Source organism: Micromonospora sp. NPDC007220 (assembly GCF_040634035.1).
Taxonomy (GTDB): Bacteria; Actinomycetota; Actinomycetes; order Mycobacteriales; family Micromonosporaceae; genus Micromonospora; species Micromonospora reichwaldensis.
Genome location: NZ_JBEYEU010000044.1, coordinates 1 through 26,482, shown reverse-complemented (window position 1 = coordinate 26,482; position 26,482 = coordinate 1). Strand labels below are relative to the sequence as shown.

General features: G+C 72.6%; 24 protein-coding genes and 1 tRNA gene. 15 read left to right on the top strand and 10 right to left on the bottom strand.

From position 1 onward, the window contains the following. Positions 1-1,214 (bottom strand): FAD-binding protein (locus ABZ573_RS31765; protein WP_358122756.1); only part of this gene is annotated, 1,214 nt, incomplete at its 3' end. A 341-nt stretch (positions 1,215-1,555) separates the two neighbouring features. Here ABZ573_RS31765 and ABZ573_RS31760 point away from each other — a divergent pair. The 7 genes from ABZ573_RS31760 to ABZ573_RS31730 all read left to right on the top strand — a co-directional run bounded on the left by ABZ573_RS31760 (position 1,556) and on the right by ABZ573_RS31730 (position 10,210). Then, complete coding sequence (locus tag ABZ573_RS31760) at positions 1,556-2,986, top strand: FAD-dependent oxidoreductase (RefSeq protein WP_358122754.1); 1,431 nt, start codon at positions 1,556-1,558, stop codon at positions 2,984-2,986. A 230-nt stretch (positions 2,987-3,216) separates the two neighbouring features. Further along, the gene (locus ABZ573_RS31755) at positions 3,217-4,017 is read left to right on the top strand and encodes a DUF6202 family protein (RefSeq protein WP_151453783.1); all 801 of its coding nucleotides are present in this window, start codon (positions 3,217-3,219) and stop codon (positions 4,015-4,017) included. 148 nt (positions 4,018-4,165) lie between these two features. Further along, the gene (locus ABZ573_RS31750; RefSeq protein WP_358122752.1) at positions 4,166-5,245 is read left to right on the top strand and encodes a DUF6421 family protein; all 1,080 of its coding nucleotides are present in this window, start codon (positions 4,166-4,168) and stop codon (positions 5,243-5,245) included. A gap of 65 nt (positions 5,246-5,310) precedes the next feature. After that, positions 5,311-6,156: an aspartyl/asparaginyl beta-hydroxylase domain-containing protein gene (locus tag ABZ573_RS31745; RefSeq protein ID WP_358122750.1), complete on the top strand. Its 846-nt coding sequence runs from the start codon at positions 5,311-5,313 to the stop codon at positions 6,154-6,156. An 8-nt stretch (positions 6,157-6,164) separates the two neighbouring features. Further along, on the top strand, positions 6,165-7,430 hold the full coding sequence (locus tag ABZ573_RS31740) for a hypothetical protein (RefSeq protein WP_151453780.1): 1,266 nt from the start codon (positions 6,165-6,167) through the stop codon (positions 7,428-7,430). A gap of 78 nt (positions 7,431-7,508) precedes the next feature. Beyond that, positions 7,509-8,870, top strand: a complete 1,362-nt coding sequence (locus tag ABZ573_RS31735) for a hypothetical protein (RefSeq protein WP_151453779.1) — start codon at positions 7,509-7,511, stop codon at positions 8,868-8,870. A gap of 26 nt (positions 8,871-8,896) precedes the next feature. Next, a complete protein-coding gene (locus tag ABZ573_RS31730) occupies positions 8,897-10,210 on the top strand; it encodes an MFS transporter (RefSeq protein ID WP_358122759.1) in 1,314 nt (437 codons plus the stop codon). On the opposite strand, the gene ABZ573_RS31725 is transcribed toward ABZ573_RS31730, so the two are convergent. Further along, positions 10,200-11,027 carry a PhzF family phenazine biosynthesis protein gene (locus tag ABZ573_RS31725; RefSeq protein ID WP_327029962.1) on the bottom strand — a complete coding sequence of 276 codons (828 nt, stop codon included), beginning with the start codon at positions 11,025-11,027 and terminating at the stop codon, positions 10,200-10,202. The two genes, ABZ573_RS31730 and ABZ573_RS31725, sit on opposite strands and share 11 nt — an antisense overlap. 17 nt (positions 11,028-11,044) lie before the next feature. Then, positions 11,045-12,514: a circularly permuted type 2 ATP-grasp protein gene (locus ABZ573_RS31720; protein ID WP_151453776.1), complete on the bottom strand. Its 1,470-nt coding sequence runs from the start codon at positions 12,512-12,514 to the stop codon at positions 11,045-11,047. A gap of 231 nt (positions 12,515-12,745) precedes the next feature. Between ABZ573_RS31720 and ABZ573_RS31715 the strand changes: the two genes are divergently transcribed. Both ABZ573_RS31715 and ABZ573_RS31710 read left to right on the top strand, forming a co-directional pair. Then, positions 12,746-13,549 carry a cyclase family protein gene (locus ABZ573_RS31715; protein ID WP_327029963.1) on the top strand — a complete coding sequence of 268 codons (804 nt, stop codon included), beginning with the start codon at positions 12,746-12,748 and terminating at the stop codon, positions 13,547-13,549. Between the two features lie 59 nt (positions 13,550-13,608). Beyond that, positions 13,609-14,127 carry a hypothetical protein gene (locus ABZ573_RS31710; RefSeq protein ID WP_327029964.1) on the top strand — a complete coding sequence of 173 codons (519 nt, stop codon included), beginning with the start codon at positions 13,609-13,611 and terminating at the stop codon, positions 14,125-14,127. A 38-nt stretch (positions 14,128-14,165) separates the two neighbouring features. On the opposite strand, the gene ABZ573_RS31705 is transcribed toward ABZ573_RS31710, so the two are convergent. Next, positions 14,166-14,252: transfer RNA gene (locus ABZ573_RS31705), tRNA-Ser, on the bottom strand. An 85-nt stretch (positions 14,253-14,337) separates the two neighbouring features. Here ABZ573_RS31705 and ABZ573_RS31700 point away from each other — a divergent pair. Together ABZ573_RS31700 and ABZ573_RS31695 are read left to right on the top strand one after the other, a co-directional pair. After that, a complete protein-coding gene (locus tag ABZ573_RS31700; RefSeq protein WP_327029965.1) occupies positions 14,338-14,889 on the top strand; it encodes an AAA family ATPase in 552 nt (183 codons plus the stop codon). 9 nt (positions 14,890-14,898) lie between these two features. Then, a complete protein-coding gene (locus ABZ573_RS31695; RefSeq protein WP_327029966.1) occupies positions 14,899-15,876 on the top strand; it encodes an NAD(P)H-quinone oxidoreductase in 978 nt (325 codons plus the stop codon). A 21-nt stretch (positions 15,877-15,897) separates the two neighbouring features. Here ABZ573_RS31695 and soxR read toward each other — a convergent pair whose 3' ends face one another. Then, a complete protein-coding gene (soxR, locus tag ABZ573_RS31690; protein ID WP_327029967.1) occupies positions 15,898-16,362 on the bottom strand; it encodes a redox-sensitive transcriptional activator SoxR in 465 nt (154 codons plus the stop codon). Between the two features lie 46 nt (positions 16,363-16,408). On the opposite strand from soxR, the gene ABZ573_RS31685 reads away from it, so the two are divergent. Continuing rightward, entirely contained in the window at positions 16,409-17,173 is a 765-nt protein-coding gene (locus ABZ573_RS31685; protein WP_327029968.1) for a transketolase, read from the top strand. Between the two features lie 2 nt (positions 17,174-17,175). Beyond that, positions 17,176-18,078, top strand: a complete 903-nt coding sequence (locus ABZ573_RS31680) for a transketolase (RefSeq protein WP_327029969.1) — start codon at positions 17,176-17,178, stop codon at positions 18,076-18,078. 69 nt (positions 18,079-18,147) lie between these two features. Here the strand turns inward: ABZ573_RS31680 and ABZ573_RS31675 are convergent, their stop codons facing one another. Then, on the bottom strand, positions 18,148-18,855 hold the full coding sequence (locus tag ABZ573_RS31675) for a glycosyltransferase family 2 protein (RefSeq protein WP_327031122.1): 708 nt from the start codon (positions 18,853-18,855) through the stop codon (positions 18,148-18,150). Positions 18,856-18,976: 121 nt separating this feature from the next. Between ABZ573_RS31675 and ABZ573_RS31670 the strand changes: the two genes are divergently transcribed. Then, positions 18,977-21,142, top strand: coding sequence for a hypothetical protein (locus ABZ573_RS31670; RefSeq protein ID WP_327029970.1), 2,166 nt, complete (start codon positions 18,977-18,979; stop codon positions 21,140-21,142). A gap of 156 nt (positions 21,143-21,298) precedes the next feature. Further along, positions 21,299-22,897: a ricin-type beta-trefoil lectin domain protein gene (locus ABZ573_RS31665; protein ID WP_358122745.1), complete on the top strand. Its 1,599-nt coding sequence runs from the start codon at positions 21,299-21,301 to the stop codon at positions 22,895-22,897. A 95-nt stretch (positions 22,898-22,992) separates the two neighbouring features. Here the strand turns inward: ABZ573_RS31665 and ABZ573_RS31660 are convergent, their stop codons facing one another. From ABZ573_RS31660 to ABZ573_RS31645, 4 genes are all read right to left on the bottom strand, one after another. Continuing rightward, positions 22,993-23,583 (bottom strand): hypothetical protein, encoded by a 591-nt coding sequence (locus ABZ573_RS31660; protein ID WP_151456805.1) that lies wholly within the window; start codon positions 23,581-23,583, stop codon positions 22,993-22,995. Between the two features lie 55 nt (positions 23,584-23,638). Next, positions 23,639-25,057 (bottom strand): HAMP domain-containing sensor histidine kinase, encoded by a 1,419-nt coding sequence (locus ABZ573_RS31655; protein WP_358122743.1) that lies wholly within the window; start codon positions 25,055-25,057, stop codon positions 23,639-23,641. Then, positions 25,050-25,742, bottom strand: a complete 693-nt coding sequence (locus tag ABZ573_RS31650; RefSeq protein ID WP_151456807.1) for a response regulator transcription factor — start codon at positions 25,740-25,742, stop codon at positions 25,050-25,052. Before ABZ573_RS31650 ends, ABZ573_RS31655 begins: the two co-directional genes overlap by 8 nt. Positions 25,743-25,810: 68 nt before the next feature. Next, positions 25,811-26,323 (bottom strand): hypothetical protein, encoded by a 513-nt coding sequence (locus ABZ573_RS31645; RefSeq protein WP_151456808.1) that lies wholly within the window; start codon positions 26,321-26,323, stop codon positions 25,811-25,813. Positions 26,324-26,482 lie beyond the last annotated feature (159 nt).

Here is a 26,482-nt window from a genome sequence, read left to right as displayed (position 1 = left end):
GCGCGCCGGCCGCGTTCGAGGCTCGCCGGGTCGGCCCGGTCCACCACGATGTTCGGGTGCATGTTGCCGTCGCCGGCGTGGCCGACCACGCCGATGGTCACGTCGCACTCCGCCGCGATCCGGGCCACCCCGTCGAGCAGCGCCGCCAACGCCGCCCGGGGCACCGCCACGTCGTCGATCACCATCCCACCGTTGCCGGCGGGGAACGACTCCCTGGCGAACTTCTCCATCGCCGCGTGCCCCAGCCGGCGGGCCTGCAACAGGGCCGCCGCCTCCACGGCGTCGGTGGCCGTGTGGATCTCGTCGGCGCCGGCCGCCTCGCACAGCTCGGCGAGCCGCGCCAGGTCCCCGGCGGCCTGGGGTCCGGTGTCCGCCGACGCCAGCAGCAGCGCCTCGACGTCGGTACGCAGGCCCATCGGCCGGTACGCCTCGATCGCCCGCAGGTACGTGCGGTCGATCAGTTCCAGCAGGCTGGGGGTGAGTCCGTGTTCAGCGATCCGGGCGACCGCCCGACCGGCGGCGGCGGTGGTCGGGAAGACCGCCACCATGGTCAGCGACTCCGCCGGCGCGGGCCGCAGCGCCACCGTCACCTCCGTGATCACCCCGAGGGTGCCCTCGGAACCCACGAAGAGCCGGGTGAGGTCGTACCCCGCCACCCCCTTGGCGGTACGCCGACCAGTGCGCAACACCTCCCCGGAAGCCAACACGACCTCCAGACCCAACACGTACTCGGTGGTCACGCCGTACTTGACGCAGCACATGCCACCCGCGTTGGTGGAGACGTTCCCACCGATCGTCGACATCTCCCACGATCCCGGATCCGGCGGATACCACAACCCCTGTTTCGCCACCTCCGCCGACAACGCCGCATTGACCACCCCGGGCTGCACCACGGCGATCCGGCTGACCGGGTCGATCTCCAGCACCGCGTCCATCGCGACCATGCTGATCACCACCGCGCCGTCGACCGCGTTCGCCGCGCCCGCCAGCCCAGTACGCGCCCCCTGCGGCACCACCGGCACGCCGTACCGCCCGGCGATCTTCACCGCCTCGACCACATCGGCCGTGCGACGTGGACGGACGACGACCAGCGGGGTGCCGGCCTCGCACAGATCGGCCTCGTCCTTGCGGTGCATCCGGAGCAGGTCGGGGTCGGTCAGCACGGCGTCGCCGAGCGCCGCACGCAGGTCGTTGACGAGGGGGGAACCAGACATGGCAGAGAGGGTACAGATCGGCGTCATCCGCTCCGGAGCGCGAACGTGGGCGCCCCCGATCCGGCATCGGCGCTGGTGAGAGCGGTGCGAGCGGGCCCGGTCGCTCGAACCCCTGTCCTATCGGAAGATCCTTCCGGGGTTGATCGAAGTTTGTTACCGTCTACCGCCAACGAGGGCACCCCTCCTCCAGCCAACGTCCCCCGGCCTGCCACCTCACCGCTCTTCCACCCCAAGATCCGTAGCAGGACGCGCTGTCCGGCCGGGCACGGTGTCGAAACCGGGACCTGGTTCAGCTCGTGTTGCGGCAAAGGATCGTTGCCCATGACAGAGGGATTGACAGAGTGAAGCGAACCGAGCTGCACATCGTGATCGGCGGAGGTATCGCGGGCTGCCTGACCGCGATCATGCGTAGCCGCGCGGGATACCGGGTCCTTCTGCTGGAGCGGGCCGAGGCCCGCTCGCCCGAGGCCCACCCGATCTGCACGGGGGCCAGCAACATCGTCAGCGAGAACCACAGCGGTGCCGAGTATCCGTTCGATCCGCAGAGCGCCCGGGACTGCTTCGACGGGCGCCTGGTCAACGAACGCTTCTTCCCCGACCTCGTCTTCGGTGGCAAAGACCACAGCCGGGTCATCGCCTCCCAGGCCATGCAGGACAGCGGCACCGACATCATCGGCCAGTGCCGGGAGAACATGCGGGTCATCCAGGACCGTTACGCGCAGCTCTGCGCCGAGGACCCGGCCAACTCGTTGTTCGGCGCGCCGGAGCAGGTCTGCCGCGAGATCCCCGCGCCGGACGGGGTCGCCGACGTCGGCGCCGCCTTCGTCACTCCGCAACGGGGCATCAACCCGGTCGTGGTCACCGCGCTGCTCGACCAGGAGCTGCGCCGCAGCGGCGTCGAGGTACGCGGTGGCGCCGACGTGACCGGGGTGAGCCGCCGCTCCGACGGCACCTACGAGGTGGAGTACGTCGAGGACGGCGCGCGGCAGACGATCGTCGCCGACCAGGTCGCCCTCTGTGCCGCCACCGAGACCCCGGCGATCGCGCGCCGTCTCAACCCGTCGCTCGCGCTGCCCCCCATCTACATGGCGCTGCGCCAGATCCTCTTCGTCGAGCTGCCCGAGCGCACCACGAAGAACTACACGTGCCTGAAGCTCGAGGACGAGTACGGCGGCATGTTCAGTCCCTTCAGCCAGGACACCGCGCTCGTCTACTACCCGCCGGCGGCGCACATCGCGGTGCACCGCGTCGACCCGACGACCTACGCGCTGCCCGACGACTTCCGGCACTTCCTGCGCAACGGTCACCCCGAGGCGGCCGAGCGCGCCCAACTGGCGCTCCGTCAGCTCAGCCAGTGGTATCCGGAGGTGCGCGGCGCGGAGGTGGTGTCCGCCCACCTCAAGGTGGCGATCAACACCACCGACTCGTCGCGGCTGCGGCGCAACGCCGGGGTGCTCGACGTCGCACCCGGTTGCACCGCGACCGTCCTGCTCAAGTGGACGATGTGCGTCGTCAACGCCCAGCGCGACCTGGAGGCGGCCCTCCGGCACTCGATCGCCACCGGCAACGCGGATCGCGACGAGTACGCCGAGCTGGTCGCCCGCGGCACCGTGCCGATCGCGCCACCGACCGATGTGCCCGCCTGGCAGCGCCGGCTCGGGATCTTCGCGCGCAACATGGGGGTGCCGGAGCGACTGGCGGCGCCGTTCGTGGACGCCGACGAGCCGGACAGCGGTCTGGCCCGCGCCGTACCGTCGCTCGCGTCGAGTTGACGCTGGTCACGCTTAACTGGCGGGAACTACTACCCGCTCCTGAGGCAACGCACGAGGGGTCGCCACCCGCTTAGGGGGCAGCACAGGGGTTCGGCCGTCTTCCCGTTGCGCGATACACCAGATTCGATGATCATAGGCCCGCGTCGACTCGATGACCTTCGTCGACATCGGCCTGTCCTGGCGGGCTTCGGGGAGCACTCCGCCTGGTCCCTACAAGCGAGGAGGGCACGATGACCACCGCACTCGACCTGACCGACCTCCGTGTGCAGGCCGACGCCACCATCGATCGACTGATCGACGAGGCAGGCCTCACCCGACGCAACAACCGGTTCTTCGCGGGCGCGAAGGAGGCCACCTCGGTGAGCCCCGCCGGTGCGCTGCGCATCGCGGAGAAGTGGCAGCGGACCACTCAGGCGTTCATGTTCACCACCATCTCCAGCCTCGGTGCCCACGGGCGACGCCTGGCTCGCGACTACACAGTGAGTCGAGAGGTACTCGGAGCGTATCAGATGGCGTACCGAGTCATCGGGGACGATCTGGACAATCGGGCGGCGGCCTTCGCGGAGGTCGCGCCGGAGGGTGTGGACGGTGTCCACTACCTGTGGTGGGCGGACACGATCTGCGCGCCGCTGCGCTCGGCCCTGGGCAGCGCGGACGCGCCCGCCGAATCCGCCGCGCTGACCCGCATCCTCGACGTCATGGACTCCATGGCGGCCGAGGAGCTGGGTGGCGCGGTCCAGCTCCGTGTCGTGGAGACCATCGCCCTCGACATCGCGGTCGCGTTCCGGCGCCTGTACGGCAAGGTCACCGTGGATGGTCGCCAGGTCCTTCCCGAGCAGCGCGACTACGCCTGGATCGACTCGCACATCCGGGCGGAGACGGGCCACGCCGCGTCCGTCAGCGACGACGAGGCCGGTATGAGTCACCTGGTCTCCACCCCGGCCGAGGCGGAGCACTTCGTCGCGCTCGCGGAGTCGTACGTCCCGGCGTGGGCGGACCTGCTGGACGACTTCGCCCGGGACCTGTCGTAGCGCGACCAACCGAGAACGGCACTGACGGCCGCCACCGACGACGCCCCGGGCCCGTGGTGGCGACCGCCGGAGTCATCCGGTTCCGAGGAAAGGAGCTGCCATGCGATCGTCCCTGCCAACAGTGGAAACAGACGCCGTCGTCAACGAAGTGAACGAGCTGCGTGCCCGCTACCAGCGCGAGACCGAGCCCGGATCGCCGGAGGCGCTGCGCCGGCTGGCCGGTTGGATCGCCGACTCGGCGTCGCTCGGTGCCCAGCCCGTGGCCAGGGCACTCGTCGAGGACCTGTCCGGCGCACACGACACGCCGCAGCTCACGGCCACGAAGCGGCACATCAACTCGCGGGCCGACAACAGGCTCCTGTCCGTGTTCTCGGCCGCGTACTTCCCGACCCTCGGTCTGGACTACCTGGAGTACGAGCCCATCCCGTCCGACCCCGTGCTGGTGGACCGCTACCCGAGCCCGACGATGCCGGTCAACCTGCTCCGGCACAGCGCCGGCTTCGACAGTCGGGTCGTCGTGGCGCTCTTCCCGGAGAACCACATCGACGGGCGCCAGGAACCGGACGACCTGATCTTCTACTTCATCGACAAGTTCGTCGCCCGGCACCGCCTCACCCGCCGGCTCATCGACGCCGCCATGGTTCCGGGCTCGTTCCCGCTGCTGTCCGGCGTCGACGACTCCGGCGTCGAGCGGGCCGCCGGTTCCTGGGTACGGCTGCACGAGTTCCACCACCGCACGGGCAGCATGCCGATCCCGCAGTTCCTGTCCGCGAAGAGCTACAAGCCGCTGGCCGGCCTGGAGGAGATGCGGGTCGACGTCAAGTCGATGCTGGTCTGCCTCGACGACGCCGACATCGATCGTGAGCTCGCCGCGCTGACCTTCGAGTTCGTCCTGGCCGAGCGGCTGCTCCGGTACTCGGTCGAGGGGATCCCGAAGCCGAACTACGACGCGATCGCGTCGCAGCTGCTCTTCAACTACCTGCGCGGGCAGGGCGCCCTGACTATCGACGAGGGGCGCATCCGGCTCCTGCCGAGCCTGCCCGAGGCGCTGAGCACGCTCGTCACCGAGATCACCGAGCTGGAGGACGTCGTCCTGACCGAGGGGGTCGAGGCCGCCCGCGCGGGACTGATCGACTTCACCCGCCGGTACACCCGGTACGACGAGGAGAAGCGGGAGTTCCTCCACGTGCCCTTCTTCGCCGAGCTCAAGGAGCGACTCGGCGTGTGAGTCACGCCGGCCGCCCTCCCGACGACGTGCGGCTCCGCCCCTCACCCCGCTGGAAGGTACCGACCATGACCACCGTTATGAACTCGACCGAAACCGGCATCCTCGGCACGTGCGACATCGACGCCGACAGCCTCGCCACGGACCTCGACACCATGGCGTCGTTTCCCTACACGGACAAGTACAGCGACTTCGTCTGCGGCGCCTGGAAGAGTTGCGCGGTGTGGAACGGCACGGGCCTCGGCCTCGACGCGGGACTCGACCCGTTCGAGGGCCCGGCCGTCGTCACCGACCTGGGCCAGCGCCTGCCGTACGTGCGGCACCTGGTGGGTGAGCTGTTCGACATGTCCCGCCTCAAGTACGGCCGGCTCGCCCGGCTGACCCCCGGCAGCGCGCTCGTGCCGCACCGGGACTACCTCGAACTCGACAGCAACCTGATCCGGATCCACCTTCCGCTGGAGACCCACGAGTCCTGCGTCAGCTCGCACAACTCGACGCTCTACCACATGAACGTCGGTGAGATCTGGTTCCTCGACGCCACCCAGGCCCACAGCGCGGTCTCCGGGTGGACGAAGGACCGCACCCACCTCGTGCTCGACTTCGAGGCCGACTCGCTCGCCGCCTGCTTCACCGGCGAGGTCCAGTCGCCCAGCATCCCGAGCACCCACCAGGTCGCGCGGCAGCCGGTCGACCAGGAGGAACTCGCCGCGTTCGAGCGCGCCGGGGTGCTCATGGACACCACCAACTACCGGGACTTCCTGAAGATCGCCATCAAGACGATGTTCACCCGGGACATCACCCCGGACAACGTGTTCGACCTGCTGGAGGGGGCGGCCCGGCACTCGCCCGTGGCCGCGCGGCTCGACATGATCCCCCCGATGCGGACGTACTTCCTGCTGGCCCGAGAGTCCTGAGGCGGATCATGCGACACGCCAGCCAAGTCTGTGTCGTCGTGGACGGGTACTCGACGGCCAACGCGCTCGCGCCGGCCCTCGCCGGTTACGGCTTCGGCGCGGTGCACGTGCAGAGCGACCCGGACCTGCCGCAGTTCCTCCTGCGTACCGGCGTCGACCACGCCTATCTCGACAACTACCTCCACGACGGCGACGTCAGCACCATCGTCGACCGGCTCGACCGGGCGGGCCTGCGCGCGCGCAGCGTGGTGGCCGGCGCCGAGACCGGGGTCGAGCTGGGTGACCAGCTGGCCAGGGCGCTCGGCGTGCCCGGCAACGATCCGGCGACCACCCGGTGCCGCCGCGACAAGCACCACATGGCACGCGCCGCGGCGGCCGGGGGCGTCGCCGTCATCCCGCACCTGAGCACCGCCTCCCGCGACGAGGCGGCGGAGTGGCTGCGCGCGGGGGGCTGGCTCGGCGACGCCGTCGTCAAGCCCCGAGCCAGTTCCGGCAGCTTCGGCTTCCTGCGGTGCCGCTCCGAGGCGGACCTCGACACCGCGTTCAAGAGCTGGCTGGGCGCACCCGACGTGTTCGGCGACCCGATCGGGGAACTGCTCGTCCAGCCGTTCATGACCGGCGACGAGTACGCCGTCAACACCGTGTCGGCGGGGGGCGGGTACGTCGTCTCGGACATCTGGCACACCAGGAAGCGGCACGAGGGCGGGACGGCGCTCTACGACCTGGAACGGCTCGTCGATCCGCGCGATGCCGTCTTCGACCAGCTGCACGGCTTCGTCGGGACCGTGCTCGACGCCCTGGACATCCGCGAGGGGACGGCGCACACGGAGGTCATGATGATCGCCGGTGAGCCGGTGCTCGTCGAGACCGGCGCCCGGTTCATGGGCTCGATCGACATCTCGCAACTGACCGAGGCGACGGGCACCAACGCGGTGCAGTTGGTGGCCGAGACGATCGTGGCCCCGGACCGCTTCGCCGCCCGGGTCCGCGAGGGCTGGCGTCCCGTGCTCCGCCGGCACGCCGCCATGGTGCAGTTGCTGTCCCGCCACTCGGGGACCCTCGCCGGCTACGATCTGCGCCTGCTGCGCGGGCTGCCGTCCTTCCACACCGTCGACACCTACCTGGAGACCGGCGACCCGTTGCAGGTCACCGTCAACTCGTACACGACCCCGGGCCTGGTCTTCCTGGTCCACGAGAGCCCGGAGACGATCTCGGATGACTACCGCCAGCTACGCGAACTGGAGGCAGCGGGTGCCCTGTTCCTGTCGGCCTGACCAGCGCACGCCACGGCTGACCGTCGGCGGCACCGCATGCGCCCGCCGGCGGGCCGCCGCCACGCGGGAGGCAGCCGCATGAGCGCGCCGCACCGGTCGGCGTCGCAGGACCCGGCGACCGACTACCTGCGGGCGATACGCGACGGTGAGCTGCCACCGGATCTGCCGGCGCGCACCGCCGGCCGGGTGCTGGGGCCCGACATCGAGGCACAGAGCTTCCACCGGGTGATGTTCGTCGACGAGCGGGAGCTCACGTCGTTCTACGCCGACTTCACGGTGCTGCTCGACGTCGTGGGGCGGCTGCCGCACCTGCTCGCGGGTGGCAGCACGGCCGCGTTCGGCGCGCTGACCGACGTGCCGGAGGTGCTGCGCCCGCTGTTGGCCGGAACCGACCTGCCCGCCCTGGTGCCGTACGGCCGCGCCGACCTGATCCACGACGGGACCGGCTTCAAGGTCCTGGAGCTGGGCCTGAGCCCCGCCGTCGGCGGTGCCGAACGCACCGCCTGGCTCCCCGCCGTCATGGCGGAGCCGGCCTTCCGGCCCTTCGCCGAGCGGCACGGACTGCGACACCTCGACCCCATCACCGCCCTGCTCGACCTGCTGCGCACGGTGGAGACCACGCGTACGGGGCACGACGCCGAGGCGCCCGGGCAGGCGGAGGTGCTGATGGTCGAGGCGACCGGCGCCCTCGCGGAGTGGGCCGGCGACTGGCGTCCCCTGGGCGAGTGCCTGGAGGCGTACTCCGATCGTCCGCTGCGGACCCGCCTGGCGGAGGTCGCGGACCTGCACGAGCCGGACGGCAGCGTCGCCGGCCACGTCGCCGGGGTGACCCACCTGCTGCGGTTGTTCAACCTGACGGAACTCGCGGAGGAGCCGGACCCCGTGGCGGCCTGGCAGCGGCTGCATCCGGAGCCGGGCTCCGCCCTGCCGCCGATGGCCACCTCGCCGGTGCACGACATGTACAACAGCAAGGCGTGCCTCGCCCTGGTGTGGCTCCCCGAGGTGCAGGACGCGCTGACCGACGGCGAACGCGCCGCGTTGCGGCGCGTCCTCCCCGAGACGACCCACGTCGACACGGCCACCGACCTGACCGGCTTCGTCGGCGACCGGGCGGACACCATCCTGAAACCCACCACCCTGGCCCGTGGCGAGGGCACGGTGGCCGGCTGGACGGTCGACGACGAGACGTGGCGGGCGGCGCTCGCCGCGGCGGCCGAGAGCGGTCGCCACATCCTGCAACGGAGGGTCGTCCAGCGGGCGGAGCCGGGCTTCGACACCGACGGCGTCACGGAACGGGACTGGTACGCGGTGTGGGGGATGCACTACGGGCCCGGTGGGCACACCGGCTTCACCTGCCGCCTGACCACCGTGCCGGGGACCGTGGTCCGAGGCATCTCGAACGTCCTGCTGGCACCGGTGCTGCTGCACCCGGGGGCCTGAACATCGCCGCCGGTCACGGGTAGGAGATCACCCTGAAGAAGAACTTCCGCCTGCTGTGGAGCGCCGAGACCGTCAGCCAGTTCGGCTTCGAGGTGGCGACGGTCGTCATTCCGCTGTTCGCCGTGAAGACCCTGAACGCCACACCGGCGCAGGTCGGTTTCCTGGTGACCTGCGAGTTCCTGGGCTTCCTGCTCCTCGGACTACCGGCCGGCGCGTGGATCGACCGCCGGCGCGGGGAACGGGTCCTGGTGTTTTCCAGCCTGGGCCGTACGGCCGTGTTCGGGGTCGTCGCGGCACTGGCGCTGGCCGGCAACCTCACCATGCCCGCGCTGTACGCGTTGATGTTCGCGGGGAGCCTGTGCACGGTCTTCCTGGGGATCTCCTACCAGAGCGTCCTGCCGCGGATCGTCGACCGGCAGCTGCTGCCCGGCGCCAACTCGCGGGTGGAGTTCACCCTCTCGCTGGCGGAGATCACCGGCCCCGCCATCGCCGGCTTCCTGTTGGCGCTGGCCACGTCGTCGTACGTGCTCGGCGCGGCGGCCGTCTGCTTCGGCATCGCCACCGTGCTGCTCAGCCGGATCCGGGTGACCGGGGCGGCGGCGGCCCCGCCGGCACGCAACACCACGCTGGTCCGGGACGTGCGCGACGGCATCAGGTACGTGCTGCGGGTGCCGATGTTCCGGGTGATGGCGATCCGCAGCTCGACGTACAACTTCTGCAACATCGCGACCACCACCATGTTCCTGCTGCTGCTGGCGTCGGTGCTGCGGCTGCCGTCGGCGTACATCGGGATCATCTTCTCCGGCGCCGGTGCCGGCGCGACCCTCGGCGCGCTCTCGGCGGTCCGGCTGTCCCGGCGCTTCGGCGTCGGGCCGACGGTCCTCGGCGCGTGCGTGCTGGCGGGGATCGCCTCGATTCCGCTGCCGTTCGCGCGCAGCGGTGGCTGGCTGATCGTCGCCGGCATCGGCTACGGCATCGCCTCGGGATGCATCGTCGTCTCCAACATCCTGCAACTGTCGGTCCGGCAGGCCCTGTGCGCGCCGGGCATGCAGGCGCGGTTGAGCGCGACGATGCGGTTCCTGGTCTGGGGCGTGATCCCGCTGGGCGCGTCGGTCGCCGGGCTGGTCGCGAACGTGATCGGCGTCCGCCAGACCCTCGCGCTCGCGGTCGCGGGCGAACTCGTCTCCATCGTTCCGCTGTACTTCTCGCCGCTGCGTCGGGTGGTGGAGATGCCCACCGAGCCCGAGTCCGAGCCCGAGTCCGAGCCGGCCCCGGAGCCGCCGCCCGGAGGGGCGGCGGCCGACGGGGCGCGGCCGGAGGCACGGCAGCTCAGCGACTGAGCCGGGCGACCTCGTCGTCGTCCAGCGTGATGACGCCGGCGAGGTACTGGCGCGTCGACCCGCCCAGGATGACCCGGTCGCCACGCAGCTCGCAGTTGGCGTGGATGGTCAGCGTCTTGCCGAGCCGGGGAGAGAACTGCCGGGAGGTCAGGCTGGTCCTGCCCAGCTCCTCCGCCCAGTAGGGGATCAGCATGCAGTGGGCCGACCCGGTGAACTGGTCCTCCGGGATCGACTGCTTGGGGCCGAAGAAGCGGGCGACGAAGTCGGAGGAGATGCCGGGGGCCGTCACGACCACCGCGCGCCGGTCGAGGGTCCCGAGCATCCGCTGGTCGGGTTCGATCGCGCGCAGGTCCTCCTCGTTGTCGTAGACCGCCATGTAGTCCATGCCCCCGTACACCGCGGTGGGCGCGATCGACAGCCCGGCGAGCAGGGCCTCCGGCGGGTCGACCCGCTCGCGCGGCAACGCGGGGAAGGACATCACGAACTGCCCCTCCGGCGTACGGCTGACGACGAGGGGACCCGTGTTGGAGTGGAAGGTGACCTCGTCCCACTCGGGCCGCAGGTGGTTCAGCACCACGTGGGCGGCGGCGAGCGTGGCGTGCCCGCACAGGTCGACCTCCATCGACGGCGTGAACCAGCGCAGCGCGAAGCTGTCGCCCCGGTCGATGATGAACGCGGTCTCCGCGAGGTTGTTCTCCAGGCCGATCGCCTGCATCACCTCGTCGCTGAGCCACTCGTCCAGGGGGCAGACCGCGGCCGGATTGCCGAAGAACACCCGGTCGGTGAACGCGTCGACCTGGTAAAGGGGAATTTCCATCGTGCCTCCAACTGGTGTCAGTGTCGTTCGCGGGCCGCCGGCCCGATCGCCCGCACGCGCTCGATGAGCTGTCGCCGTTCGTCGGCGTCCATGGGGATGGCCCAGCCGCTGGCCGCCGACTGGTGGATGTTGACCACGGCCGAGCCCCGGTCGGCGCGGATGTTCATGCCGGAGCACTCGCCGCCGAGCACGTAGAGCCCGAGCACCACGTGGTGGGGCACCGGCTCGGCATCGGCCTCGGGGGCGAACCGGCACTCGGCGAGCTGCACGCGGCGCTGGGCGAGCCAGCCGTCGGGGCCGCGTTCGGCCAGCCGGGCGGCGATCGTGTCCGCGTCATGGTCGGCCCCGAGCAGGACGTCGTGCCCGCCGGACGAGTGCCCGAACTTGAACACGTACTCGGCGCGGTCCGCCAGCAGGCGGTCACGGTTCTCCGGGGTCACCGAGACGGTGTGGGGCACGTACCGGGCGACCATGTCGCGCACGCCTTCGGGCAGCAGGCTGGCGAAGCGCTCCTCCCAGAGCATCGCCAACCAGCGCTTGTGCGTGCGGATCTCGGCCTCGAAGAGGTTGATCACGGAGGCGCCGCTGCCGACCAGCCGGGTGATGAAGTCGTAGTCGTCGTCCATGTCCTCGTGCATGAAGCCGCGATAGACCAGGGTGCGCTTTCCGGCTGCCGGATCGAGCCACCGCTCCGGATAGTCGGCGTGGAAGACCAGCTCGACCGGCACGTCGGGCAGGCGCCGGCGCAGCGTCTCGGTCAGCAACTCGAAGCCGAAGTAGCCGACCCCGATGCGGCTCGACCAGTCACACACCACCACCCGGTCGAAACTGCCCTGGTGGAAAGCCCTGATGACGACGTCCGCGATCTGTTCCTCAGGCCGCGGCGTGCCGGCGAGCCACGGAATGTCGACCGCCTCACCCATCACCTGATAGCAGTCGTGGAACTCGAATCCGGAAATCGACGAGTCGATGTTGAATTCACAGAACTGGTATCCGGACGGGGTCGGCAGCACGTCGACGCGGGCGAAGACCTGCTCGACGGAATCCAATTGTTCCCAATTGACGAAGGGCGCGATCTCGGCGGGCAGGCCGAATTCCGTCAACAGTTTCTCGGGAGGCCCCGACCGGAGGAACTCGCGGATCACCGCCGTCTGCGCCTCGATCATGGCGCAGGCCGCCTCCGCCATCCGGTCGAACTCGTCCCGGTCGATGACCAGCGGATAGGGGATGAACCGCATCCGGGTGGCACCGAGATCGTCCATGAAGCGCCGTACCGACGGCGCTGCCGCGACGAGCGCGGACCGCGCCGGCTCGGCCTGAAGCGCGGCCACCAGCGGCGCGTTCAATTCCGCGAAATTGCAGTCCGAATTGTCGTGTCGCACCGTGAACCGCACCCCTTCGCCCGACTCGCTATTGAATCGGATGCGAGTGTACGGCACGAGCGGCTTGGCGGGCAGGGGCGAACTCGCGGTATTGATTGCAGACACGGTAAGTGTCGAACATTTCAGGGGTCGACCGGTCCGGGGTCGCCGAGTACAGTGACCGGCCGTCGGCTGGTCCCGCTTCACACGCGACGGCGACGACATCGGCCGTTGCAATCTCGATTTCGTCGCGTGACCCGTGCCGGACACGTGGCGGAGCCATTACGGAGAATCATCACCGCACCCGGAATCGGCCCGGCACGCATCCGTCATCCCCGCAGAGACAGGATCACCGCCATGACCGCACTCCTGGACGCCGTCGCCGCGGGCGTCACCATCCACGACCTCGCCCAGCCGTTCGAGGAGGGGATGCCCTGTGCGCCGAACCATCCCGGGTTCCGCCTGGCCCTGCTCCGCCGGCACGGCGACGTGGTGCGTGCCGACGGCGGTTCGTCGGCCGGCGAGCTGATCGTCACCGGCGCGCACGTCGGGACCCACGTCGACGCGCTGTCACACATCTCGCAGGACGGGCTGCTGCACGGCGGCCACGACGCCGCCGAGGCGCAATCGGGTGGCCGGTTCGGCGTACACGGCGCCGAGACCATTCCGCCGCTCGTCCGGCGGGGGGTGCTGCTGGACGTCGCCTCGGCCCACGAAGTCGACGTCCTTCCCGGCGGGTACGGCGTGACCGCCGACGACCTCGAACGGTGCCTGCGGCGTACGGGTGTGCGGCTGACCGAGGGCGACGTGGCGCTGGTGCGTACCGGCTGGGCCCGGCACTGGTCGGATCCGGCGGCCTACCTGGGTCTCGACACGGGGGTGCCCGGCGTCGACCCCTCCGGCGCGGGCTGGCTCGCGGAGCACGGGGTCGCCCTGACGGGCGCGGACACCACCGCCTACGAGCAGATCCCTGCCGGCGCCGGGTTCCGGGTGCTACCGGTCCACCGCCTGCTGCTGGTGGAGGCGGGCATCTACATCGTCGAGCACCTGCGGCTGGACTCGCTGGCGGAGGCCGGCGTGAGCGAGTTCCTGTTCGTCCTCGCCCCGCTGCCGATCGTCGGCGGCACGGGCTCGCCCGTACGCCCGCTGGCCGTCGTGTGACACGCGCCCGACCGCCTCGCGCCCCCGCCCGTCGTCGCTCGGGCACGTAGTCTCGCCCGGTGCTCGAGATGCCTCTCACCGCTCGTCAGTGGCGTCGCCGCGCGACGATCGCCGCCGCCGTCGCCTTCGCGATTGCCTGCATCGGCGCGCCGGTCAGGCAGGCGGTGACGAGGGCGATCGAGGCAGGCCGGGGCGAGAAGACGCCCGCTGCGGCGGCCGAGGCGTACCTCCTGGCGGTCTTCCAGCCGGACGAGAACCCCGACATCAACCGGTGCCTGTGCGGCGACAATCAGGACGAGCTGTTTCGGCAGGCTCGCGACCTGCGCAAACAGGTCGAGTCGCAGGTCACGTTCGGCGTGCGGGTCGAGACGACCAACTGGCAGACCGACCCGGACGGCACGGTCTCGACGATGGTGGACCTCCGGTTCACGGAGGTCGACTCCACGGGGAGCGTCACCTTCACCGGCGCCACCCACCGGTGGCGCTTCCACACCACGGAGGAGAAGGGCCTCGGCGGCGGCTGGAAGGTCTGTCGCGTCGACGCGCCGCCGCTGTGCGGCACCTACCTCCGCTGCTGACGACACCTGGTTGCCCAGGCTCTCTGCTGCTCAGGAAGCGGAGGGTGTGGGATTCGAACCCACGAAGACATCGCTGCCTTACCGGTTTTCAAGACCAGCGCCATCGGCCACTAGGCGAACCCTCCCGGGCCACGCTCCCCGCAGGGTGCGCGACGTGCCTAGTCTGCCACGGACCCGCTGCGGGCGAGCGGGCACCGCACCCGCGCTGGCATGATCGACGGCGTGTGGGAGACCCCGTCGGTGGTGCTGATCAGCGGAATCATGGCCGCCGGAAAGTCCACTGTGGCCGAGGCGCTGGCCCGGCGGCTGCCCCGCGCGGTGCACCTGCGCGGCGACGTCTTCCGGCGGATGGTGGTCAGCGGCCGGGAGGAGATGACCGCCGAGCCGTCGGCGGAGGCCTGGCGGCAGCTGCGGCTGCGCTACGACCTCGCCGCGTCGGCGGCGGACCGGTACGCCGCCGCCGGCTTCACCGTGGTGCTCCAGGACGTGGTCCTCGGGGCGGAGCTGCCGGCGATGGTCGACCGGATCCGGCACCGGCCGTTGGCGGTCGTGGTGCTCGCGCCGAGCCCCGAGGCCGTCGCCGCCCGCGAGGAGGCGCGGGAGAAGAAGGGGTACGGGGACTGGCCGGTCGCCGACCTGGACGCGGATTTCCGGGCGCAGACGCCCCGGATCGGGCTCTGGCTGGACACCTCGGCGCTGACCCCGACGCGGACGGTGGACGAGATCCTGGCCCGGGCGTGGACCGACGGGCGGATGGGGTAGACACGGAACATGCGCGCGATGACTGTCCCGGAGCCCGGCGGACCCGACGCACTGGTCTGGAGCGAGGTGCCCGATCCCGAGCCCGGCCCGGGCGAGGTGGTCGTCGACGTGCGGGCCAGCGCGGTCAACCGGGCCGACCTGCTGCAACGGCAGGGGCACTACCCGCCGCCGCCGGGCGCGCCCGCGTACCCCGGGCTGGAGTGCTCCGGGGTGATCAGCGCGATCGGGCCCGACGTGGCCGGCTGGGAGGTGGGCCGGGAGGTCTGCGCGCTGCTGGCCGGCGGCGGCTACGCGGAGCGGGTCGCGGTGCCGGCCGGGCAGCTCCTGCCGGTGCCGGCCGGCGTCGATCTGGTCGACGCGGCGGCGCTGCCCGAGGTCGCCTGCACGGTCTGGTCGAACGTGGTGCAGGTGGCCCGGCTCGCCAAGGGCGAGACGCTGCTGCTGCACGGCGGCGGCAGCGGGATCGGCACCTTCGCGATCCAGCTCGCGGTGGCGCTGGGCGCCACTGTGGCGGTCACCGCCCGGGCCGCCAAGCACGAGCGGCTGCGTGAGTTGGGGGCGGCGTACACGATCGACTACCGCGAGCAGGACTTCGTCGAGGAGGTCCGGCGGGTCACCGGCGGCCGGGGCGCCGACGTCATCCTCGACATCATGGGCGCGGCCTACCTGCCCCGGAACGTGGCGGCGCTGGCCACGGGCGGCCGGCTGGTGGTGATCGGCATGCAGGGTGGCCGCAAGGGCGAGCTGGATCTCGGGGCGCTGCTGGCCAAGCGGGGCACGATCGCGGCCACCGCGCTGCGGTCCCGGCCGCTGGAGGAGAAGGCGGGGATCGTGCGCGGCGTCCGCGAGCAGGTGTGGCCGCTGGTCGAGTCGGGGGCGGTCCGGCCGGTCGTGGACCGACGGGTGCCGATCACGGAGGCGGCGCGGGCGCACCGGCTGGTCGAGTCGAACGACCACGTCGGCAAGGTGCTGCTCACGACCGGCTGACGCGCGGTCCGCCCCGGCGGGTCAGGACGCCGACGTCGGATCCGCGACCTCGCGGGGGAGCACCAGGCGGGCGCCGGGGCCCTCGCCAGCGAGGGAGTCGCCAGGGTTGTTGAGCGTGCAGCGTTGCAGGGACAGGCAGCCGCAGCCGATGCAGCCGTCGAGGTCGTCGCGGAGCTTCGTCATCAGCCGGATCTTCTCGTTCAGCCGCTCCCGCCAGGTCGCGGAGAGCCGCGCCCAGTCCTCCGCACTCGGCGTGCGGGACGCGGGCAGGGAGTCCAGCGCCTCCCGGATCTCCTCCAGCGAGATGCCGACCTGCTGGGAGATCCGGACGAAAGCCACCCGGCGCAGCTCGGTGCGGGCGTAGCGGCGCTGGTTGCCGCCCGTCCGCTCCGCCCGGATCAGCCCGAGCCGCTCGTAGTAGCGCAGCGCCGAGGGCGCGACGCCGCTGCGGACGGAGAGCTGGCCGATGGTCAGAGACTCGTGCATCACGTCGCCTTGAGTTGAAGTGGACTTCAACTTGCAGGCTAGCGGCATGACCACGACCACCGCCAGCGCGGGTCCTGCCCCGACCGCCGCGCCACTCCGTGACCCCACCGCCGCGCCCCGCCACCCGGGCGCCCCGCCGCTGCCGGGACCCGTCGCGCCGCTGTACGAGCGGGTGCGCGCGGGCCGGGAGTTCAGCGCGAACGTCCGCTCCACGGTCGACGTGCTCTGGGTGCTCTACGACCGGGTCCTCCGGGTCACCCCGGAGACCGTAGACGACCCCGGGCGCGACCGCTTCCTGCTCTCCAAGGGCCACGCCGTGGCCGGCTACTACGCCGTACTCGCCGCGAAGGGGTTCGTTCCCGCCGACTGGCTCGACGACCAGGGCGGGCCCGCCAGCCGGCTCGGCGACCACCCCGACCGGGTGCTGGTGCCCGGGGTGGAGATCGGCTCCGGCTCGCTGGGCCACGGGCTCGGGCTCGGCGTGGGCACCGCGCTCGGGCTGCGCGCCCAGGGCCTGCTGACGCCCCGGGTGCACGTGCTGCTCGGCGACGCGGAGTTGGACGAGGGCTCCAACCACGAGGCGATCGCGTACGCGGGGGCGACCGGGCTGGGCAGCCTGACCGCGATCGTGGTCGACAACGGCTCGGCCACGCACGGCTGGGCGGGCGGCGCCGCGGCCCGGTTCACCGTCAACGGCTGGACCGCCACCACGGTCGACGGGCACGACCACGACGCCCTGCACACGGCCCTGACCGGGCACGACAACCACCGGCCGCACGTCGTCGTCGCGGTCGTCGACCAGGGGGAGTGACCGTGCGGGACCGTTTCATCGAGACCACCACCGCGCTGCTGGCGGAGGATCCGCGTACGGCCCTGGTGCTGGCCGACATCTCCGCCGACGCGTTCGAGCCGGCCGCGTACCGGCACCCGGACCGGGTGCTGAACGTCGGCATCCGGGAACAACTGCTGGTGGGTGTGGCCGGCGGGCTCGCCCTGACCGGGCTCCGGCCGATCGCGCACAGCTACGCCCCGTTCCTCGTCGAGCGGGCGTACGAGCAGCTCAAGCTCGACCTGGACCATCAGGGCGTGGGCGCGGTGCTGGTCAGCATCGGCGCGTCGTACGACCGGGCGGCCGCCGGCCGGACCCACCTGTCGCCGGCCGACGTCTCGCTGATCGACACCCTGCACGGCTGGACCGTGCACGTTCCCGGTCACCCCGACGAGGTGCCGGCGCTGCTGCGGGACGCGGTGGCCGCCGACGGCTCGGCGTACCTGCGGCTGTCGACGCTGCACAACGCCCGGCCGTACGGCGGCGGCGGCGCGCTGCGGGTCGTCCGGGATGCGGGGCCGGGCGCACCGCTGCTGGTCGCGGTGGGGCCGGTGCTGGACGCGGCGGTGGCTGCGGTGGCCGACCTGGGCGTGACGGTGGCCTACACCCACCGGCCGCGGCCGTTCGACACGGCGGGGCTGCGGGCGCTGGCCGGCGACGCGGTGATCCTGGTGGAGCCCTACCTGGTCGGTACGTCGGCCCGGGTGGTGTCGGCGGCCCTGGCCGACCGGCCGCACCGGCTGCTGGCGCTCGGCGTGGGACGGGAGGAGCTGCGCCGCTACGGCTCGGCCGAGGACCACACCCGCTGGCACGGGCTGGACGCCACCGGGCTGCGCCGTTCGGTCGCCAACTTCCTGGACGCGGCGCCGGTGCCGGCCGGCCGCTGAGTCACGCCGGCCGCGGCGGCGTGGAGGCCGGCGGTGGCGGGGGGGGGTGACGCGGGAGGGCGGGAGGGGTCAGCGGGTCGGGGCGCCGAGGGGGCGGCGGCGGGTGCGCTCGCGGCCCAGGATCCAGATCGCCTCGACGCCGTCCTTCCAGGTGATCTTCTTGCCCTCTTCGCGGCCCCGCGCGCGGTAGCTGATCGGGACCTCGTAGGGGCGGATCCGCTGGCGCAGCAGCTTGCCGGTGACCTCGGCCTCCATGCCGAAGCCGCGCGAGCGGATGTCGAGCGAGCGGTAGAGCGCGACCGGCATCAGCTTGAAGCAGGTCTCCAGGTCGCCGATGTAGGAGTTGAACAGGACGTTCGCCGCCATCGTGACGCCCTTGTTGCCCATCACATACCAGAAGCTGTAGGCGCTGTGGCTGCCGAAGGTGCGGTTGCCGTAGACCACCGTGGCCCGCCCGTCGAGCACCGGGTCGAGCAGCTTCGGGATGTCCAGCGGGTCGTATTCCAGGTCGGCGTCGAGAATGACCATGTAGTCGCCCTCGGCGTTGTCGACCGCCGTCTTGATGGCGGCACCCTTGCCGGCGTTACGCTGGTGGGTGATGACCCGCAGGCGCGCGTCGTCGGCCCGACCGAGGACCTCACCGGTGCCGTCGCGGCTGCCGTCGTCGACCACGACCAGCTCGATCTCACACGGGTAGTCGACCGCCAATGCCTGCTTGAGGGCATCCGCGATGCGTTCTTCCTCGTTGTAGACCGGCATGAGGATCGAGAGCTTCACGGGAATCTCCACGGTGGCGACGATATGTCGGCCCTAGCCTAACCTGGCGGTTGACGACGCGGTGTTCAGCACTGCGGGCATTGGGCGCGGCGACCTCAGGTTCATGGTGTTTACTGCCGCCATGTCGGCAGTCGGCTACCCGCTCGCCCTGGCGCCGGTCGCCGCGATCGGACTGCTCGCCGTCGCGCTCCGTCCGGTCGCGGCCGGGACCGTGGCGGGGCGGCGCCTCGCGCTGGTCCGGGCGGCTCTGGTGACCGGGGCGTTCGCGGTGCTCACGGTGGAACTGCTGGGCGTGCTGCGGCTGCTCACCCTGCCGGCGTTCGCCGTGGCCTGGCTGACGTTCCTCGCCGGCGCGCTCGCCGCCGTCGGCTGGCGACGCCGCCGGGACGAAGCGCGCGGCACGGCCGTGGTCGCCGCCGCGCACCGCGCCGTCGAGGCCGTCGCCGCGCCCGAGCCCGCGCTGGTCGGCGCGACGGCCGGCCCGGCCGTCGGCGCTCCGCCCCCTCCTCCTCCGCCGCCGGCCGCCACGCGCCGCGTCGCACCCCGCCACGCCGGCTGGTGGACCCGGCTGGCTGACGCCTGGCGTACGGCGGGTCGGGGTGAACGGCTGCTCGCCGGCACGGTCGGCGGGCTGCTGCTGGTCGAGTTGCTGATCGCCCTGCTGGCCGAGCCGAACAACTTCGACTCGCAGACCTACCACCTGCCGAAGGTGGAGCACTGGGTGGCGCAGGGCGGCCTGGACTTCTGGCCCACCGCCATCCACCGGCAGGTGACCATCCCGCCCGGCGCCGAGTACCTGCTGCTGCACCTGCGCCTGTTCACCGGCGGGGACGCGCTGCACCACCTGGTGCAGTGGGCGGCCGGCGTCGGCGTACTGCTGGCGGCCACCCGGATCACCGCGCAGCTCGGCGGGGGGCGGCGGGCCCAACTGCTGACCGCGTTCGTGCTCGCCACCACTCCGATGGTGGCGCTCCAGGCGACCAGCACCCAGACGGACCTGGTCTGCGCCGCCTGGGTGGCCTGCGCGGCGACGGTGGCGCTGGACGGGCTGCGCCGGCGCGCCGGGGCCGGGGCGATGCTGGCGCTGGGGGCGGCCACCGGGCTGACCGCGCTGACCAAGACCAGCGGCCTGGTCGCGGTCGGGCCGCTGCTGCTGCTCTGGGGGCTGGCCCAGCTCCGGCTGGCCCGGGCCGGTGGCGTCCGGTCGCGGCGGCAGGTGCGTCGGACGGTCGCCGGGTCGGCGCTGATCCTGCTGGTGGCGGTGGCGGTGGTCGGGCCGTTCCTGGCCCGGGTGACCGCCGAGTTCGGGCATCCGCTCGGGCCGCCCCGGCTGCGCGAGTCCATTCCGATGGAACGGCACGACCCGCCGTCGCTGCTGGTCAACGCGCTGCGGATCGCGCACACCGCGTTCGACACGCCGCTCGCGCCGCTGCGTCGGGCGGGTGCCGAGGCGATCGTCGGCGCTGCCGGGATCATCGGGGTGGACCCGCAGGACCGGGCCACCACCTTCGGGCGGGAACGATTCCCGGTGCCGTCGTGGTACCCGGACGAGGACCGGGTGGCCTTCCCGCTGGCCGGGGCGCTGGCGGCGATCGGGGCCGCGTACGCGCTGGCCCGGCCCGGTCGGGTCGCCCCGGCGCAGGCGGGTCCGCTGCGCGCGTACGCGGTCGTCGTGGTGGCGGCCGTGCTGCTGCACACCGCCATGATCAAGTGGCAGCCGTGGGGCAACCGCCTGCTGCTCTACGCGCTGGCGCTGGCCGTACCGCTGGCGGGGCTCTGGCTGGACGCGCTGTTCCGGCGCCGGGCCGGCGGCGGGGGTGGACGGCGGCCGGTGGCGGCCGGGCTCGCGGTGAGCGTGCTGGCCGGCTGCGCGCTGGCCGGGGTGCTGGCGGTGTCGTACGGCTTCCCGCGCCGGCTGGTCGGGGCGGGCTCGGTCTTCACCACCTCCGACTGGGACACCCGGTTCCTGCGCCGTCCCCAGTGGGCGGAGGAGTTCCGCTGGGCCGCCGGGGCGGTACGCGCGGCGGACGCCCGCCGGATCGGCCTGGTGCAGCAGAACGACAACTGGGAGTACCCCTGGTGGCTGCTGCTGCGCGGCGCGGACGGCCGCCCGCCGGAGCTGGTGGCGCTCCAGTCGGTGCTGCCCGGGCGCCCGCCGGCCGACCCGGCCTCGGTGGACGCCATCGTCTGCACGGGCAGCCGGCCGGCGTGCACGGCGCTGGTGCCGGCGGGCTGGCGCGTGCAGTTCCGGGGCTACGTGGGCTACGCCCTCCCGCCGGGGAGCTGACCCGTCGGGAAGCCGACCACCGCGCGATTCGACCGGATCGCCCGGTTCTGCACTCTGCGCGCAACGATTACGAGACGCATTCACATACCTCGAAGCCGACGCTACCTTCTGGTAACTCGATCGACGTCCCGCGATCGAGCCGAAAGGAGTGCGTCGATGCTTGGTTCCTCTGCCAGGCGCGAACGCGCGACCCGACGACGGGCCCTCACCGTCGTCGCCGCCGCCGCTCTCGTCCTGCCGATGCTCGCCGGAACGGCCTCCCCCGCCACCGCGGCCGACCGTCCGGCCGTCCAGCCGCTCCCCGCCAACCTGGAGACGATCCGCGCCGCCGAGGCCACCGCGCTCTACGGCACGCCCGCCGTCCGCCCCATCGAGCAGCGCCGCACCGCGCTGATCACCATGGGCGACAGCGAGATCTCGGGCGAGGGGGTGGGCAACTACGTGCCCGGCACCCACGAGCCCGGCAACTGGTGCGACCGCTCGTACGACCAGGCGGTGTTCCGCACCGGCCTCACCGCCGACGAGAAGTACAACATCGCCTGCTCCGGCGCGACCCCGTGGAACCTGATCCGGGGCGGGCCCACCCAGCACAACGAGCTGAACCAGGGCGACCACCTGGCCATCAAGGCGCGCAACACGCACATCAAGCTGATCTGGGTGGTGGTCGGCGCCAACGGCGACGGCACGATCCAGTTCGGCCCGGTCGCCACCGACTGCGCCGTCCGCCGGGTCCTCCTCCAGGGCGCCTGCCACCCCACCTACACCGACCAGTGGAGCGTCCGCACCGACGGCAGCCGGCGGGCGGTCGAGGACGCGCTCACCGACATCCGGCAGACCATGACCGGCGCCGGCTACCTGCGCTCGGACTACGAGCTGGTGCTGATGTCGTACCCGAGCCCGGGCAGCCCGGACGTCGAGGACAACCCGAACTTCCCCGGCTGGTACGCGGGCGGCTGCCTGCTCTACCTGGCCGACGCCGCGTTCGCGCGGAACAAGGCGGTGCCGATGTTCGAGTCGGCGCTGCGGGCGGCGGCGACCAACACGGGCACCCGCTACCTGGACGCCAGCCGCCTCTTCCACGGCCACGAGGTGTGCACCGACAGCACCTCCGTACGCGGCCTGTTCATCGAGATCGGCGTCTGGGACGAGAACGCGGCCCGGCAGTCGTTCCACCCGAACAAGCGGGGACACGGCATGTTCGCCCAGTGCGTCACCCAGTTCGTCAACTCCGGGCGGCAGCGGGCGACCTGCGTGGACCCGGCCAGCACCGGCAACGGCGTGCTCTACGACGGGCTCTTCGAGTTCAAGCAGCTGCGCAACGCCGCCACGGGCACCTGCGTCGACGGCAAGGGCTACGACTCGCGCAACGGCACCCCCCAGCAGTCGTACGGCTGTCACGGCGGGCGCAACCAGGGCTTCTGGTACGACCCGACCCGCCAGTCGCTGCACTCGGAGCTCTCCCACGACCGCTGCCTGGACGTCTCGGGCGGATCGCTGAGCGCCGGCACGGCGGTCAACATCCACGACTGCCACGGCGGCGCCAACCAGAAGTTCGTGCTGGCCGGCAACCAGATCCGGACGGCCGGCAACGCCAACCTCTGCCTGGCGTTCGACAACCCGCTGCTGGGCACCCCCCGGCTGCGCCTGGCCGCTTGCTCCACCAGCAGCCGCCAGCAGTGGTTCTTCGAGTCCCGCAACTTCGCCAACCCGGTCGGCTACGGGCACGACGACTTCATCGGCTCCCGCGTCTACTGAGTCGCCCGCGCGGGCGGTGCCGCCCTCCCCGGGTGGCACCGCCCGCGCTGACCGGCGTGGCGTGGCCCGCCGTCACCGACGGGCCACATGCACACCTACTTCTGCCGGGCCGGCACGACGACCAGGCGGGCGACCCCGCCGTCACCCTCCTTGGCACCGGCCACGCCGACCGTCGTGCCGACCTTCACGTCGGCGGACCGGATCGTCGTGCGACGCTCCACGACGCGCAGCTTGTCGCCGAAGGTCCAGGTCATGGTGAAGCCGTCGGCGGACTTCACGGTCATCGAGTCGCCGTCGACGGCGGTCACCTCGCCCCGCTGCACGGCGACGGTCCGCGTACCGCCGTCCTTCGTCCGCACCACGGCCTCGCCGTGCAGGGCGTCCCGCCGCAGCAGCACCCGGGCCTGCCGGCGCTCGCGGCGCTCCTGGGCGCGTTCCCGCCGCTTCTCCCCGGCCGCGCCCGGCGACGCCTCCGGCGAGGCGGGTGCGGCCAGCGGCTCGACGTCCAGGTCGCCGGCGTCGAAGCCCAGCGCGGCCAGCGCCTGCCCCTCCGCGCCCAGCGCCGCGGCGACCTCGACGGCGGTCTCCCGGGCCGGCTGACCGGCCGGTCCGGCGGCACCGCATCCGCCGACGCCGAGCGCGACCGCCGCGAGCAGCGTGGTGGTGGCGATTCCCCAACGTGCCATGGGTCTCCCTCTCGTCCGTGGAATCCCAGCCTCCCGCCCACCGGCGAGCGGAGGGTCAGAGCGATGTTCGGATCCGGTAAGGATCCGGGGGCAGCCGGACGGTGAACGCGGCGCCGCCCTCCGGCGCGTGCCCGGCCGCGACGTCCCCGCCGAGCCGGCGGACCAGGCCGGCGGCGAGCGCCAGCCCCAACCCGCTGCCGACCTTGCGCACCCCCCGGTAGCGCTGGTGCAGGGCGCCGCGCTCGAAGGCGACCGCCAGGTCGTCGTCGGTGAGGCCCGGTCCGCCGTCGCGGACCTCGACGACGCCGCCCGCCAGCGGGTCCGCGCCGGCCGCCCGGACCGCGAGCACGATCGGCGCCCCCGGCGGTACGACCCGCAGCGCGTTCTCCAGCAGCCCGTCCACCACCTGCCGGATCCGGCCCGGATCGGTGTGGACCGGCACCGGCGCGTCCGGGACCTCCGCGCGGAACGGCACCCCCACCTTCGCGCACCGGTCGGCCCAGGTCCGGCCCGCGTCGGCGGCCAGCCGGGCGAGGTCCACCGCCACCGGTTCGAGCGGGAAGTCGGCGGCCTCCAGGCGGGCCAACGCCAGCAGGTCGCTGACCAGCCGGTCCAGGCGCTGCGCCTCCGCGAGCACGGTACGACCCGCGTCGGGCGCGTCCGCCGGCCCGATCACCCCGTCGGCCAGTGCCTCGGCGTAACCCCGGATCGCGGTCAACGGGGTGCGCAGCTCGTGCGAGACGGAGAGCAGGAACTCCCGCTGCCGGCCCTCGCTCGTGGCCAGCGCGGCGGCCAGCCCGTTCAGCGCGTACGCCAGGTCGGCCACCTCGTCGGGCGGCTCCACCGGCACGCGTACCGCCCGGTCCCCGGCGCGCAGCCGGGCGGCGGCGTCGGCGGCGCGCCGGATCGGTCGGGCCAGCCGGCGGGCGAGGAGCAGCCCGGCGGCCACCCCGGCGGCGAGCCCGGCCAGCAGCGGCAGCCAGAGGCTGGGCACCACCTGCCGCCACGGCGCGGTGGGCCGGGAGCGGATCAGCACCACCCCGTTGCCGCCGGGCAGGGCGCGTCCCTCGATCAGCGTGCGCCGGCCGTCGAGCGGGCGGCGGGTCGACACGTTGCGCCCCTCGGCGACGCGCCGCACCACCCTCGGCGGCAGGCCGGGGCGCTCGGCCACCCCGCCCCGCACGAGGTACGCGTCGACGCCCTGGGAGTTCAGCTGCCGGACGATCCGCTCCTCGTCGGCGGTGCGCCCGGTCTCCAGCCTGGGACGCAGCACCGCGGCCGCGAGCCGGGCCTGGGCGGCCAGCGCCTCCTGGTCGCGTCGTTCCACGCCGCGTACCGCCAGGGGCACCGCGACGATCGCGGTGACCAGCACCGAGACCAGGGCGACCGCGCAGGTGACCAGCACCGCGCGGGACGTCAGCGTCCGGCCGGGACGGTGCCGCGGCGCCGGCGGCGCGTCGGTCGGCTCAGCCATCGGCGGAGTACCCGACGCCCCGGTGGGTGCGGATCACGCCGGCCGCGCCCAGCTTCGCCCGGACCTGTGCGACGTGCACGTCGACGGTCCGGGTGCCGGCATGCGCCGCGTAGCCCCAGACCCCGGCGAGCAGCTCCTCCCTGGTGAAGACCCGGCCCGGCCGGGCCATCAGGTGCGCCAGCAGGTCGAACTCGGTGGAGGTGAGCTGGACCGGGGTGCCCGCGGCGGTCACCGTGCGGCGGGTCGGGTCGAGGGCCACCGCGCCGACGACCCGGGGCAGGCCCGTGCCCTCGGGCGTCCCGGCGGTGCGTCGCAGCACCGCCCGCACCCGGGCGACCAGTTCACGGGGGCTGAACGGCTTGGTGACGTAGTCGTCCGCCCCCAGTTCCAGCCCGACGACGCGGTCCACCTCGTCGTCGCGGGCGGTGAGGAAGATGACCGGCGTCCAGTCGCCGGCCTCGCGCAGGCGGCGGCAGACCTCGGTGCCGGTCAGCGCGGGCAGCGCGATGTCGAGGACGCAGGCCACCGGGCGCAGGCGGCGGGCGGCGGCCAGCCCGGCCGCCCCGTCCCGTTCCAGGTGTACGCCGAAGCCGTCCCGGGTCAGGTAGAGCCGGACCAGGTCGGCGATGGCCGGCTCGTCCTCCACCACGAGGACGAGCCCGCGAGGCGCGGCGTCGACGGTCACCGGCCCATGATTGCCGACCCGGTACCGCCGCGCGGGTCAGCGGATGTTCGGATTCGGTAAGAAGACGGTCAGCGCACCACGGCGGGCCGGAAGGCGACGGGCCGCGCGACCGGCGGCACCTCGCCGATGGTGGCGACGAGCCGCTCCCGGGGCGTCCGCAGCCGGGTCCGGAAGGCGTGGTTGAGCAGGGCGTCGAGCTGCCACACCTGCTTCGGGTGGCGGGTGCGGATGAGGAACCGCTCGCGGATCCCGTCGATCGCGGTGGCGGCCATCTCGACCGACTGCAGGCGCGGGTCGGGGCTCCAGGTGACGTTGCTGAGCTCCCGCAGTTCCGTGTTGAGGTGCAGGCGCAGCCGGTGCAGCACGCGGGTCTGCTGGGTGACGACCAGCCGTCGGTGGGTCAGCAGGAGCAGGTACTCGCCGGCCATCGGGCGGTCCGGCCGGGCGCACCGGGTGACGAGGATGGTGGCGTCGCCGGAACCGACGCAGCGTCGGAAGACCGGCATGTGCCGGGTGACGGTCTGCACCGCCAGCCCGGCCTCGGAGGCGGCCGGGAGGAACGTTCGGGAGAAGACGTCCATGCCCTGCCCAACGAGGCGCGACCTGGGGTGACGTGGGTCACGCGGGATTTTTGGAACTTCCACGCGGACGAGCCGGAGGCGGACCTGCTCGCGGTGTCGCTGCGCCCCGGCGACGTCTGGCTGCTCTGCACCGACGGCGTCAGCGACCAGGTCGACTAT